This window comes from Radicibacter daui, from assembly GCA_030657355.1.
Classification (GTDB): domain Bacteria; phylum Pseudomonadota; class Alphaproteobacteria; order Radicibacterales; family Radicibacteraceae; genus Radicibacter; species Radicibacter daui.
Genome location: CP131056.1, coordinates 1,631,196 through 1,643,470, shown reverse-complemented (window position 1 = coordinate 1,643,470; position 12,275 = coordinate 1,631,196). Strand labels below are relative to the sequence as shown.

The window sequence follows — 12,275 nt, the reverse complement described above, 5'->3', positions numbered from 1 at the left end:
TAAATGCCACTCTTGTACCAGTTTAAAAGTGCCCTAACCTTCCCCTTCCAGACAACGCCTCCCCGGAGCACCATTTCCGCCGGGCAAGAGCAAGACCAAGGAAGGCCGACGATCATGACCGCCACCAGCACCGCTCCCTCTGGCACTGCCCCCGCCAGCAGCACGCACTCTCATGCCGCGCTGGTCACCAGCCAGTTCGGCACCACCGCCGCCAATTATGTGACGAGCGCGGTACATGCCGGCGGGCCGGATCTCGCCTTCATGACCGACATTGTGCGCCGCCGCTCCGGCGGGCGTGTGCTGGATATGGGCTGCGGCGGCGGGCATGTCGCCTATCACGCGGCGCCCTATGCCCGCGAGGTGGTGGCAAGCGATCTTTCCAAGGACATGCTGGCCGCGGTTGAACAGCAGGCGGCCGAGCGCGGCCTCACCAACATCGTGACCCAGCAATGCGGCGCCGAGACCCTGCCCTTTACAGCCGGCAGCTTTGATCTGGTGATGACGCGCTACAGCGCCCATCACTGGCGTCATTTCCCGGCCGGCATTGCCGAAGCGCGGCGGGTGCTGTCACCGGAAGGCCGGGCCGTCTTTGCCGATGTCGTCACGCCCGGCGATCCGCTGCTCGACACCTTCCTGCAATCGGTCGAGATGCTGCGCGACCCCTCCCACATCCGTAATTATTCGGTCGAGGAATGGCAGCGCACCATCGAAGCCGCCGGCTTCAGCCACTGCACGACCGAGCGCTTCCGCCTGCGCCTCGAGTTCAAGAGCTGGATCACCCGCATGCGCACGCCGCCAGTGATGGCGGATGCCATCCGCGCCCTGCAGGAGCAGATGGCCAGCGAGGTCAGGGACTATTTCGCCATTGAAGCCGACGGCTCCTTCACCATCGACACCATGGTGATGGTGGCACGCCCCGCATAAGCGGCAGCGACCGGCAAAGGGTCCGGGGAGGCTGGCGTCAGCCCGCCTCCTCGCCCAGCCGGAACTCCGGCTCGATGCTCTCTGCCAGCACAAGGCGGACATTGGGCAGGTCATTGCCTTCCATCTTCACCACCAGTTCTTCCGGCGAGAGCTGGTAGTGGTGCCAGCGCGCCAGCAAGCGCTGTTCCAGCACGGAATAGGGCACATCGATAAAGACGGTGGTGCCGAACAGCGGCCGGAGGCTGGCCCAAGGCTCGGCCTTCAGCAGCAGGTAATTGCCTTCCACCAGCAGATGGCGCACCGAGCGCGGAATGAGGCGGGCACCGGCCCGGGCGATCTCCAGATCGCGGTCGAAGACGGGTACCGCCACCTCATCCTCGCGGTTGGCGACAAGACGCTCCACCATCGCGGCAAAACCGCCGACATCGAAGGTATGCGGCGCACCCTTGCGCGGCCGCCAGCCGCGCGGCACCAGCACACGATCATCAAAATGATAACCGTCCATCGGCAGGATGGCGGCCGCACCAGGCTCGGCGGCATTCAGCTTTTTCTCCAGCGCTTCGGCGAGGGTGGACTTGCCGGCACCGGGCGGCCCGGCGATGGCCGTGACATGGCGCCCGCTCTCCCCTCGAGCAGCAACGATCTCCGCCAGTTCCTCCAGCGACACTTTCCTGCCCGGCATCGGCTTTCCTTCCCCTCATTTATGGTGCGGGCGGCATGGGCGCCCTTCCCGATAACTTATTACAAGGCCCGTCTTCTGATTAGGCGGGTAGCGCACAGCGCGGCGAGAATCCAGTCCAGCATTGGCGTGCGGCCTCCCGCCCGCGCATTACGGACCAGCAGATTGAACGATGCCGAAAATCATAGATATCCATCCCCATGTCATCTCTCCCGATACCGCGACCTATCCGCTGACGCCGCTCGGCGGCAAGCAGTCCAACTGGTCGCAGAGCCATCAGGTCTCCTATGAGGACCTGATCGCGCGGATGGATGAAGCCGGGATAGACAAGGCCGTGGTCGTCCAGGCCTCCACCGCCTATGGGCATAACAACAGCTATCTGGCCGATGCCGTCGCCGCCCATCCGGAGCGGTTCACCGGCATGTTCTCCGCCGACCTGCTGGCCGACGACGCGATCGAGAAGATCAAATACTGGCAGAGCCGCAACCTTACCGGCATGCGCATCTTCTCCACCGGCAGCACCATGCCCACCCAGCAGCCCTGGCTCGCCGACGAGCGCTCGCACAAGGCCTGGCAATATGCCAGCGATGCCGGCATCCCGGTGGCGGTGCAGATGCAGCCGGAAGGCATTCCGCTGCTGAAGAACCTGATCGGGAAGTTCCCGAACGTCCGGGTGATCCTCGACCATCTGGCCCGCCCGGTGCTGGAAGATGGCGCGCCCTACGCGCTCGCCTCCGAGCTCTTCAGCCTTGCAGACCGGCCAAACGTCTATCTCAAGCTGACGCTGCGCAACATCGAAGCCGCAGCCCAGGGCAAATCCACGGTCGAGACCTTCATGGCGCAGCTGGTGGGCCGCTTTGGCGCAAACCGCATTGCCTGGGGTTCCAACTTCCCTGCCGCCGACCGGCCGATGCCCGATCTGGTGGCGGCCGCCCGGACCGCCTTTGCCACGCTGAAGGTCGAAGACCGGGAAATGATCTTCTCCGGCACCGCGGAAATTCTCTTCCCCGTGCTCAAGACCATGCGGGGTCGGCAGTGAGCGCCGCCATTCCCCTGCGGCTCATGCTGGCGAAACACGCCACGACAACCGCCCTGACGGATGGCCGGCTCGACACCGCGCCGCTCGTCCTCGAGCATTTGACGGCAGACCCGATCCACAAGGTCTTCGCGCCGATGGTGCGCGAACAGAAATACGACGCCTGCGAGCTGGCTATCGTCACCGCCATTCAGGCCGTCGCCAGTGGCAATCCGATTGTACCGCTTCCGGTTACCGTTGCAGCCCGCCTGCAGCACAAATGCATTATCTTCAACGCCAACCGGGGCACGGTACGCCCGGCAGATCTGGCTGGACAGCGCGTCGGGGTGCGGGCTTACACCCAGACGACCGGCGCCTGGGTGCGCGCCATCCTCGAGCGAGAATATGGCGTTCTCAGCAGCGCGGTTAACTGGGTCACTACCGAAGAGGCCCATGTTGCCGGCTACCATCCGCCGGCCAACGTCACCATGACGGACACCGGCAAGAACCTGCTGAAATTGCTGGAAGATGGCGATATCGATGCTGCGATCTTCGGCAATGACCTGCCGAAAGAAGATTGGGTGCAGCCGGTAATCCCGGCACCGGATGAAGCCGCCCGGGCCCGGTTTGCCGCCGATGGCATCGTCCAGATCAACCATCTTGTCGTCGTTGCGCAGGACTTTGTCCGGCAGCATCCGGAAGCCGTACGCAAGCTGATGGCGCTGTTCGTGGCGTCAAAAGAAGCGACCCGATTTGCCGAAGGCGAACTTGATCTGTTCCCCGTCGGCTTCGAGGCAATCCGGCCGTCCATTGACGTCCTGCTGAAAAGCGCCCTGCATCAGGGCCTCATCAGCAAGGCGATGACAGCAGAAGAGTTCTTCGCCGACAGCCTCGCCCTTCTCTGAGGGACAAGATCCGGCACCAGATGCGGGCGGTTAGAGGTGCGCGCAGGTTTCCTTCAGCACCTCTATCAGCTCCTGCTGCGCCGGTGTCGGCCGCCAGTTCGAACGTACGGTATAGCCGATGGCACGCGGCTGGATGGCCCAGTCCACCGGCAGCACAGCAAGCTGCCCGTTCTGCACCTCGTAGCGGATCTGCTCCGGTGACAGCAGGGCAAGTGCGTCGCTCTCGAACAGGATGGCACGGACGGAATCGTGCGAGGCGACTTCCAGCAATACTGGCGGGCGCACGGCCGCTTCCTGCATCAGAAGCTCGAACTGCCGGCGCGCGGGAGAGCCGATACGCGGAGCAACCCACGGGAAGCGGAACAGCTGGTCGAGGTTGATGCCCTTATCCCTGACCAGCGGATGGTCCGCCCGCGCCACCACGCGCAGGGTTTCGCTGAAAAGCGGCTCTTCATGCACGCCGGCCACCGGCGCCGGCTGGCGCAGCGCCCCTACCAGCACATCGATATCCCCCTCGCACAGGGCACGCAGCAGCACGGGGTAGGAGCCCTCTACCAGCCGCACCCGCAATTCCGGATGGCGGGTGGCTACCGTCACCAGCGCCTTGGGCGCGATGTAACTGCGGGTCAGCGGCAAGGCGCCGATGGTCAGGCGACCGCGATTGATGCCACGTGCCCAGTCGATATCCTCGAAAGCCAGTTCCAGCTCGCGCATGGCAAGCTTGGCCTGCTGGGCAAGAACCGTCCCTCCACGAGAGAACTGCACCCCCTGACCGGCCCGCAGCATGAGTTTGGCACACAGCCTGTCTTCGAGGCTGCGGACGCTGCGATGAAGCGAGGTAACGAGAATGCCGAGCTGGGTTGCCGCGGCCTGGCAATCCCCCAGCTGGTGCAGGGCCGTCAGCGCATTGAGCTGCGAGGCAGTAAGAAAATAGGCAGGATCGGCTTTTGCAGCCGGCGCGATGGCCGCCGACGCGGCCTCGCCAAGGCCGACGCTCAGCGCGGCGAAGGCTTCGGTCAGCCGCGCCTTGAGGCGGGTGCCATCGGCGGTCAGGTACATGCCGGTCTGGTGGCGATTGAAAAGCTCGGCGCCAAAAATCTGCTCAAGGCTGGCAATCGCCTGGGTCAGCGCCGGCTGGGAGATGTTGGCATGCTCGGCGGCCCGGTTGACGCTGCCGGTTTCGGCCACAAGCAGGAACGCCCGCAGGTGCCGCAAGTTGGGAAGGGGGTGGAGGGTCAGCCCCTCCTGCCTGTTTCCCGCTTCAAGCGGCATCGATCCGCGCTCGCCATCAAAGACCTGGATATCTGGAATGAACATGCCTTCACCCCGGGTCATGGCAAGAAAAAACAACGCGGCCGCCTGCGACGATCACGCACGCGGCCGATCCGGATGGCGGCATCAGCCGCCATCCGGGGGCTTTGAGAACCGTCTGGCTCAGTTCTCTGTACCGATGATGTCCTTGTACTTGGTCAGGAGCTCGGTCTGGCCGGCGATCAGCGTCTTGAGCTGCGCTGCGCCCATCGGCTGGAGCGGCGAGTTGGTGCTGGCCGACCACTGCTTGACCTCGTCACTCACCATGGCCTTCTGGAACGCATCGGCCAGCGCATCATGGATATCCGCCGGCACGCCGGGCGGCAGGCCGAAGGCACGGATGAGACCGAGATTGGCAAGCGCCGGATAACCGGATTCAGAAGCCAGCTGGGTGCCGGCAAAGGCCTCGACAAATTCATCCGACATCAGCAGCAAACCGCGCAGGTCGCCGCCGGTGTTGAAGGAAGTCGCCGTGGTAATCGGGGTGACGGAAGCAACGGCATCGCCGCGCACGACACCCAGCAGGGCATCATTGTTGCCCGGATAGCCGGAGATGACCTGGCAATCGAGACCGACCTCGCTGCACAGGATGCGGTTGGCCGCGACACCGGAGGAACCATAAGCCGCGAAGGTAACCTTCTTGCCGGCGGCTTTCAGGTCCGCAATCGTCTTGTAGGGCGAGTCCTTGGCCACGACGACGATGTACTGCTCGAACCCCATCGAGCCGATCCAGTCGATCTTGTCGACGTCGTACTTGACCTGCTGCCCGGCCAGCACCGGCTGGACGATGCCCGGCATGTTGAAGATGGCAAAGGTGTAACCATCCGGGCGGGCGGTATAGGCCGCCGTTGCACCGCGCTGCCCGGCAGCACCGGAGACGTTGTCCGGCAACACCTGAACGCCGAGCACATCACCCAGGGCCTTTCCCAGCACACGGGCATAAGTATCGAAACCACCACCGGGGCTCGCTGGAATGATCATCGTAAGATTATGATCGGGCCAGGCAGCATGCGCCGGGGCGGAACCCAACCCGACCGCCGACATGGCAAGAAGAGCGGCACCCATCAGGTAGCGAGACATTGCTTTTCTCTTCATTGGTATTCCCTCCGTTCCCAAATTTACTTCCTACATGTAGCCACCGAAGAGGACGCCGCTGAAAATCGGATAACTCAGCAGCACTTCGAACAGCACATAGAGAAGTGCGACGATGCCGAGCGCGGTGATGGCGGAGATCAGCGGCGGCTTGCGCACATAGATGGCGAGGTAGGCGAACACATAGACCGGGATGGCGATGTAGAAGCCGACCAGGATGGCAAGCACCAGGAAGGCTACAACCCACAGCACCGCACCGATTTCACGGCCCACCGACGGCGTTTTCCCCGGGGTACCCACCGGCAGGTGGCTTTTGCCGGTAAAGAAACGCCGCAACACCTCGCCAATCCGATCACGCCGCTGGGCCAGAAGCTCCAGCACCAGCAGCACGACGGTCAGCACGGCGATCACCAGCGGCATGGCGCGGGTATCCGCCTTGTAGTCGAACGAGGTCACAACAAAGGAAAGGGTGAAGGCCAGAAGCAGCAGCGCCGGCAGAAACCGGAAGGCAAGGTCGCGGATGTTCATGCCTTGATTTCCTTTCCGGAGCGGGCGGCACGGCGCTTGAAGACCTGCCGCACGAGCGGCAGCAGCAGGCTGACCACAATGAGGATGAAGAGGACGAGCGAGATGCTACGGGTGAAGAAGGTCGTCCAGTCACCGCTGGAAATCATCAGCGACTGGCGGAAATTGACCTCGACGATCCCGCCCAGGAAGAGCGCGATAACAAGCGGCAGACGGGGATAGTCGAAGCGGATCATCAGGTAGCCGATGACGCCGAAGATCACCGTGACGATGACGTCATACATGCTGCTGTTGAGCGCATAGGCACCGACCAGCGACACCGACAGGATGATTGGCACCAGGTAGCTGACATCGATGAGGGTGATCGCCGCCAGCTGGCGCGCCACCAGCAGGCAGAAGACCGAGGCCAGCACCGAGGCAATGGCCAGCGACAGCATGAGGCTGGTGACGACATCGAGATGGTCGAGCAGAACGGCCGGCCCAGGCTGGAGCCCGTGCAGCACGAGCATGCCCAGGAACACAGCCATTTCAGCGCTGCCGGGAATACCGAAGGCCAGTGTCGGGATCAGCGCGCCGCCTTCGCGGGCATTGTTGGAGGATTCCGGCGCAATAACGCCGCGGATATTGCCCTTGCCGAAAGTCTCCGGCTCCTTGGAAAGCTGGACTTCAGTTGAGTAGGACAGGAAGGCCGCAACGGTACCGCCGACGCCCGGAATGGCGCCGATGACCGCCCCGATAACGGAGCCGCGCAGCAGGGTCGGGTAATGGGTGAAGACAGACTTCACGCCGTCCATCACCCGCGTCACCTTGACCTTGCCCGGGTCCTCGCTGATCGAGCCACCCTCGACATAAAGCGAGAGGATCTGGGCGATGGCGAAAAGACCGATGAGCGCCGGCACCAGCGGCACGCCATCCCAGAGATAATCGACCCCATAGGTAAAGCGCACCGCACCGCTGATATCGTCGTAGCCGATAGCGGCGATGAGCAGGCCGACACCGGCGGCAATCAACCCGCGCAGGAACTTGCCTTCGGTGGAAACCGCGATGGCACAGAGGCCCAGCACCGCGAGCATGAAAAATTCCGGCGGGGCAAAGGCGAGAATGACGTCGCGGGCAATGGGCAGCACGGCAAACAGCACCAGCACGCCCAGCAGACCGCCGATGGCCGACGCCGCCCCGGAAGCGCCAAGCGCAAGACCCGCCTTGCCCTGACGCGCCAGCGGGTAACCGTCAAAGACCGTTGCCGCATTCGGCGCCGTACCCGGCGTATTGATAAGGATGGCGGTAACCGATCCGCCGAACGGCACAGCACCCATGATGGCGCCGGCAAGGAACATCGACGAATGGGTGTCGATGCCGAAGGTAAGCGGGATCAGCAGGGCAAGCGCGGTGGGTCCGCCAAGGCCGGGAATGATACCGAAGAGCAGGCCGACAAAGGTGCCGATACAGAGGTAGAGAATACCCCCGGAAAAAATCAGGCCGCTAAATGACGCGCTGATAGCCTCAAACATCTGTCACACATCCTCCCGGGACTGGCCGAACGCTTATAAGAACGGGAGGAGAGCGCAGTCATTTTCAAAGGCTGGCAACAGGGCTAGAGCGACCATCTTCTGTGGCCATTAATCCGGCGTCTCGTTCCTCCCCGATCTGATTGCTCAAGGCCAATGGCGCTGTCGGGCATATCAAATCGACATCATCGATTTAGCACCGGCAGTCGGCAGCACCCCAATTTTAACTAGGGCGATATTATAAGTTTCGTGCTTGGCGCGGTCGGGCGGCACCGGTTCCAGCACGGTGCAATGCGGCACCCTGCGAGCCCTCCGGGACCAAGCAGGATGCTGGGTAACGTCAAATAACCGGGGCTACGGAAGGCCGCGCGATTACATCCGCTCGGGGATTTCGATGCCGAGCAGGTCCAGCACCAGTTCCAGCTGCTTCAGCACCGTGGCGCTGAGGGTGAGCCAGGAAGCACGGCGCGCGCCGTCGCTCTCGGACAGGATGTGGCAGGCCGCATAGAAGCGGCTGAAGGCCGCCGCCAGCTCATAGGCCCAGTCGGCGATCTCGTTCGGCCCGCGGCGCTCATAGGCGCGCTCCATGGCGTCGCTGAGGCGCAGCATGTGCAGCACGAGGTCGCGCTCTTCCGCCGCGGCGGGTTCCATCAGCGCCCCGGGCAGGGCCTGCTGGTCTGCCGCCTTGCGCAGCAGCGACTTGATGCGCACGCCCATATACTGGAGGTAGGGGCCCGTCTTGCCCTCAAAGCGCACAAAGCGGTCGAGGTCGAAGATATAGTTGGTGGCACGCCAGTTAGAGAGATCGGCGAACTTGACCGCGGCGAGCCCCACCTGACGGGCGGTATCAGCCCGCTCGGCTTCCGGCAGGTCCTTGGCAAGGCCGGCTTCCTCGATACGGGCGGCCGCCGCTTCGGTTGCCATGCGGATAAGGTCGCCCAGCTTCATGACGCCGCCGGCGCGGGTCTTGAAGGGCTTGCCGTCTGTACCGTTCACCGTGCCGAAGCCGGCATGCTCATAAAGCGTACCGGGGCTGAGATCGGCTTTCCGGGCGGCGCGGAATACCTGCTCGAAATGCAGGCCCTGGCGCTGATCCACCACATAGATGATGGCGTTGGGCTTAACCTTGGCCTGACGGTCGACGATGGTGGCAAGGTCGGTCGTGCCATACATCACTGCACCATCCGACTTGTAGAGGATGAGCGGCGGCATTTCCTTCTTGTCGCCCTCTTCGGCAACCGGCACGACAAGCGCGCCATCGCTCTCCTCGGCAAGACCCTTGGCCTTCAGCTCATCGACCATCGGGGCGATCAGGTCATTGACCGCCGCTTCTCCCTGCCACCAGTCAAAGGTCACGCCCAGCGCGCCATAATCCTGCTTCAGGCGGGCGACAGACACGTCGAAGAAATGCTGCCACAGGGCACGGTAACCGGGCCGGCCGGCCTGAAGCGCGGCAGTGGCACGGCGGGCTTTCTCCAGAAACTCCGGATCTTCCTTGGAGCGGCCGGAGGCTTGCGGATAGAGCACCTCGAGATCTTCGATGGAGACCGGGCTTTCGGCCGGGAACGGGCCATTGCCTTCGGCAAAATAGGGCCAATCGGGATGCTGCAGCTCCAGCTCGGCAATCAGCTGGCCCATCGGCAGGCCCCAGTCGCCCAGATGCACGTCGCCGACAACCTCGTCGCCGCTAAAACGCATCAGGCGCTTCAGGCTCTCGCCAATCAGCGCCGCACGCAGATGGCCGACATGCATGGCCTTGGCGACGTTGGGGCCGCCATAGTCGACGACCACCATCTCCTTGTCCTTGGCCGGCACGCCAAGACGCTCATCGGCAGCAACGGCCGCAATACGCTCGGCCAGCGCCTTGTCGCTGAGGTCAAGATTGATGAAGCCGGGCCCGGCGATGGAGACCTTCGCCAGCATCGGATGGCCGGCGAGCTTCGCCACCACCTGTTCCGCAATCTCGCGCGGGTTCTTGCCCGCCTGCTTGGCCGCCGGCATGGCGCCGTTGCACTGGAACTGCCCGAGCTCGGCTCGCTGTGACACGCCCACGCGGCCCAGTTCGGCCGGCAGGCCAAGCTCGGTAAAAGCTGCGGAGACAATGTCGGAAAGATCGTTAAGGAGCGAGGGCATCGGCGGCCTGGTGGTTTTGGGGCAAGAAAAAGCAAAAATGAGCTTGGGCTTTAGCATCAGCGGCCCGCCCTTGCAAAGGGCCGCCAGCCTTGTGCCGGCCGCATCGAGCTTGCCGCTCTCGCGCGCAGCGATCATAACGGCTGAAACACACTGCAACCCACGGTAAGGGCCCCTCGATGCCGATAGACCTTCATGAAGCCTTTTTCAGCGATGTGGGCGGACCGAACATCGCCCTGATCGTGCTGGCGATCGTGGTTTTCATCGGCCTTACCAAGGCGGTGAAGATCGTCCCGCAGAGCCAGAACTGGGTGGTGGAGCGCATGGGCAAGTACCGCGCCACCTTGCCGGCAGGTCTGCACCTGATCATTCCGCTGATTGACCATGTGCGCCACAAGGTGGATGTGCTGGAACGGCCGCTGCCGGTCGAGGAGCTTTCCGTCATCACCTCGGAAAACGCGCCGCTGATGGTGCATATCAGCACCTTCTACCGCGTGCTCCAGCCCGAATTCACCGTGTACCGCATCCGCGATATCGATGCTGCGGTAATGACCACCGTGACCGGCACCGTGCGCTCGATCATCGGCGGTTATGATTTCGACAGCATCCAGTCGAGACGCAGCGAGATCAATCACAAGCTGATCGAGGATCTGGCCGCCACCGCGGAGGAATGGGGCATCGCCATTACCCGCTGTGAGATCGTGGATGTCGATTTCGACCCCACCACCCGTGAGGCGATGCACAAGCAGATGAACGCCGAGCGCGAACGCCGCGCCGTCATCGCCAAGGCCGAAGGTGAAAAGCGCGCCGCCGAGCTTGCGGCAGATGCCGAGCTCTATGTCGCGCAGAAAAAAGCCGAGGCCCGCCGTATCCAGGCCGCGGCAGAAGCCGAAGCCACCCGCCTTGTGGGTGAGGCAATTGCCGCCAATGGCAAGGAGGCCGCCGCCTTCGAGATCGCCAAGCAGCAGGTGAACGGCCTCTCCCAGGTCGCTGCCTCTTCCAACGCCAAGCTTGTGGTCATTCCTTATGAAGGGACTTCCGCCTTCAATGTGGTCTCCGAACTCATCAGCTTCTCCCGCGACAAGTAAGGGTACCCGGTCATGATCATCGGCAGCATCGATATCCCGCTCTGGGTGGTCTATGCCGTCATCGCCCTCGTCTTCGTCGGCATCGAACTGGTCAGCGCAGGGGCACTCATTTTCCTGGCGCTTGCCCTGGGCACGGTGACGACAGGGGTGATTGACGAGGTGCTGTTTGCCCTGCAGGGCAAAACGCTTGGCCTTTATGGCGCCCTTGCCATCGGCGCCGTCCTCTCCGTGGCCTTCGCCTTCCTCCTGCGCCGCTATTTCCCCAGCGGACGCAAGGGCAGCAAGGCCGATGACATCAATGAATACTGAGCTCTGCCGGGGAATGATTTGCCGCCGGGGGATGCCGGCGGTAATCTTTTTGACGCCGAAATATCAGCGGGATGAAAGCGGGCCGGCGCGATGATCATCTTCAACCATCTGGCCAAATGCGGTGGCAGTTCTGTCACCGACCTGCTGCGGGCCCGTTTTGGCGACCGCTACCGCATCTGCCACCCGGTCAACTGGAGCCAGATCTGGCTCGACCTGCACGGCAATGAGATCGACTGTATTTCTGGCCACTTCCTGAGCCCCCCGGAAGCGATGGCGCAGGAGTTTCTCTCTGGTCGCCACTTTCTCTTCACGTTGATGCGTGATCCGGTCTCCCGGTTCAATTCGGTCTATTTCTATTCCAAATTCAACAATCAGCGCATGCACCAGGATGCAGAAACACGAGCGCTGAACATCAATGACATCTACCAGTACCAGATTTTTCCGTTCTACACGCGCAACTCGCAGGTCGAACGCATCTGCCTGCTGGACACCCCGCCGGACAGCACGCTGATGACGCAGGAGCGCTTCAATTTTGCGCTCTCGCGTTACAATCTGATCGGCGCCGTCGAGCAGATGAATTACTTCGTCGACAAGCTCAAGGAGTTCGACATCGTGCCGGCGGATGCAGAAATTCCGCACAGCAACGAGTCAACCAAGACGGATGAGCGGCTGACAGAGGCCAATCTGATCGACCTCATGCACAAGACCCGGCTGGACCGCCAGCTTCATGAACTCGTCATGCAAAACGGCGTACTCTATCGGCCCGCAAAGGTCGCGGCCCAATAATGA

The 12,275-nt window shown here is 62.8% G+C and carries 12 protein-coding genes; 6 read left to right on the top strand and 6 right to left on the bottom strand.

Features of this window, described 5'->3' with window-relative positions:
- Positions 1-114: 114 nt before the first annotated feature.
- Entirely contained in the window at positions 115-924 is an 810-nt protein-coding gene (locus QTL98_RS07760) for a class I SAM-dependent methyltransferase (protein WP_445681647.1), read from the top strand.
- A 37-nt stretch (positions 925-961) separates the two neighbouring features.
- On the opposite strand, the gene QTL98_RS07755 is transcribed toward QTL98_RS07760, so the two are convergent.
- Positions 962-1,606, bottom strand: a complete 645-nt coding sequence (locus QTL98_RS07755; RefSeq protein ID WP_445681646.1) for a nucleoside/nucleotide kinase family protein — start codon at positions 1,604-1,606, stop codon at positions 962-964.
- A gap of 169 nt (positions 1,607-1,775) precedes the next feature.
- Between QTL98_RS07755 and QTL98_RS07750 the strand changes: the two genes are divergently transcribed.
- Together QTL98_RS07750 and QTL98_RS07745 are read left to right on the top strand one after the other, a co-directional pair.
- Positions 1,776-2,642 (top strand): amidohydrolase family protein, encoded by an 867-nt coding sequence (locus QTL98_RS07750; RefSeq protein WP_445681645.1) that lies wholly within the window; start codon positions 1,776-1,778, stop codon positions 2,640-2,642.
- Positions 2,639-3,523 carry a periplasmic binding family protein gene (locus QTL98_RS07745; protein WP_445681644.1) on the top strand — a complete coding sequence of 295 codons (885 nt, stop codon included), beginning with the start codon at positions 2,639-2,641 and terminating at the stop codon, positions 3,521-3,523. The genes QTL98_RS07750 and QTL98_RS07745 overlap by 4 nt, the downstream gene beginning before the upstream one ends.
- A gap of 30 nt (positions 3,524-3,553) precedes the next feature.
- On the opposite strand, the gene QTL98_RS07740 is transcribed toward QTL98_RS07745, so the two are convergent.
- From QTL98_RS07740 to argS, 5 genes are all read right to left on the bottom strand, one after another.
- Positions 3,554-4,840 (bottom strand): LysR substrate-binding domain-containing protein, encoded by a 1,287-nt coding sequence (locus QTL98_RS07740; RefSeq protein ID WP_445681643.1) that lies wholly within the window; start codon positions 4,838-4,840, stop codon positions 3,554-3,556.
- A gap of 117 nt (positions 4,841-4,957) precedes the next feature.
- Positions 4,958-5,929 carry a Bug family tripartite tricarboxylate transporter substrate binding protein gene (locus tag QTL98_RS07735; RefSeq protein WP_445681642.1) on the bottom strand — a complete coding sequence of 324 codons (972 nt, stop codon included), beginning with the start codon at positions 5,927-5,929 and terminating at the stop codon, positions 4,958-4,960.
- 30 nt (positions 5,930-5,959) lie between these two features.
- Complete coding sequence (locus tag QTL98_RS07730; RefSeq protein ID WP_445681641.1) at positions 5,960-6,454, bottom strand: tripartite tricarboxylate transporter TctB family protein; 495 nt, start codon at positions 6,452-6,454, stop codon at positions 5,960-5,962.
- Positions 6,451-7,962 (bottom strand): tripartite tricarboxylate transporter permease, encoded by a 1,512-nt coding sequence (locus QTL98_RS07725; protein ID WP_445681640.1) that lies wholly within the window; start codon positions 7,960-7,962, stop codon positions 6,451-6,453. The genes QTL98_RS07730 and QTL98_RS07725 overlap by 4 nt, the downstream gene beginning before the upstream one ends.
- 369 nt (positions 7,963-8,331) lie before the next feature.
- Complete coding sequence (gene argS, locus QTL98_RS07720; protein ID WP_445681639.1) at positions 8,332-10,092, bottom strand: arginine--tRNA ligase; 1,761 nt, start codon at positions 10,090-10,092, stop codon at positions 8,332-8,334.
- Positions 10,093-10,268: 176 nt separating this feature from the next.
- Here argS and QTL98_RS07715 point away from each other — a divergent pair, with 176 nt between their 5' ends.
- The 3 genes from QTL98_RS07715 (at position 10,269) to QTL98_RS07705 (ending at position 12,272) form a co-directional block, all read left to right on the top strand.
- On the top strand, positions 10,269-11,177 hold the full coding sequence (locus tag QTL98_RS07715; protein ID WP_445681638.1) for an SPFH domain-containing protein: 909 nt from the start codon (positions 10,269-10,271) through the stop codon (positions 11,175-11,177).
- Between the two features lie 12 nt (positions 11,178-11,189).
- Positions 11,190-11,486 carry an NfeD family protein gene (locus QTL98_RS07710; RefSeq protein ID WP_445681637.1) on the top strand — a complete coding sequence of 99 codons (297 nt, stop codon included), beginning with the start codon at positions 11,190-11,192 and terminating at the stop codon, positions 11,484-11,486.
- A 90-nt stretch (positions 11,487-11,576) separates the two neighbouring features.
- Positions 11,577-12,272: a sulfotransferase family 2 domain-containing protein gene (locus QTL98_RS07705; protein ID WP_445681636.1), complete on the top strand. Its 696-nt coding sequence runs from the start codon at positions 11,577-11,579 to the stop codon at positions 12,270-12,272.
- Positions 12,273-12,275: the final 3 nt, after the last annotated feature.

Coding starts and splice junctions, on each gene's coding strand:
- QTL98_RS07705 (WP_445681636.1), top strand. CDS start 11,577: ATGATCATCTTCAACCATCTGGCCAAATGCGGTGGCAGTTCTGTCACC.
- QTL98_RS07730 (WP_445681641.1), bottom strand. CDS start 6,454: ATGAACATCCGCGACCTTGCCTTCCGGTTTCTGCCGGCGCTGCTGCTT.
- QTL98_RS07710 (WP_445681637.1), top strand. CDS start 11,190: ATGATCATCGGCAGCATCGATATCCCGCTCTGGGTGGTCTATGCCGTC.
- QTL98_RS07715 (WP_445681638.1), top strand. CDS start 10,269: ATGCCGATAGACCTTCATGAAGCCTTTTTCAGCGATGTGGGCGGACCG.
- QTL98_RS07750 (WP_445681645.1), top strand. CDS start 1,776: ATGCCGAAAATCATAGATATCCATCCCCATGTCATCTCTCCCGATACC.
- argS (WP_445681639.1), bottom strand. CDS start 10,092: ATGCCCTCGCTCCTTAACGATCTTTCCGACATTGTCTCCGCAGCTTTT.
- QTL98_RS07735 (WP_445681642.1), bottom strand. CDS start 5,929: ATGAAGAGAAAAGCAATGTCTCGCTACCTGATGGGTGCCGCTCTTCTT.
- QTL98_RS07760 (WP_445681647.1), top strand. CDS start 115: ATGACCGCCACCAGCACCGCTCCCTCTGGCACTGCCCCCGCCAGCAGC.
- QTL98_RS07725 (WP_445681640.1), bottom strand. CDS start 7,962: ATGTTTGAGGCTATCAGCGCGTCATTTAGCGGCCTGATTTTTTCCGGG.
- QTL98_RS07740 (WP_445681643.1), bottom strand. CDS start 4,840: ATGTTCATTCCAGATATCCAGGTCTTTGATGGCGAGCGCGGATCGATG.
- QTL98_RS07755 (WP_445681646.1), bottom strand. CDS start 1,606: ATGCCGGGCAGGAAAGTGTCGCTGGAGGAACTGGCGGAGATCGTTGCT.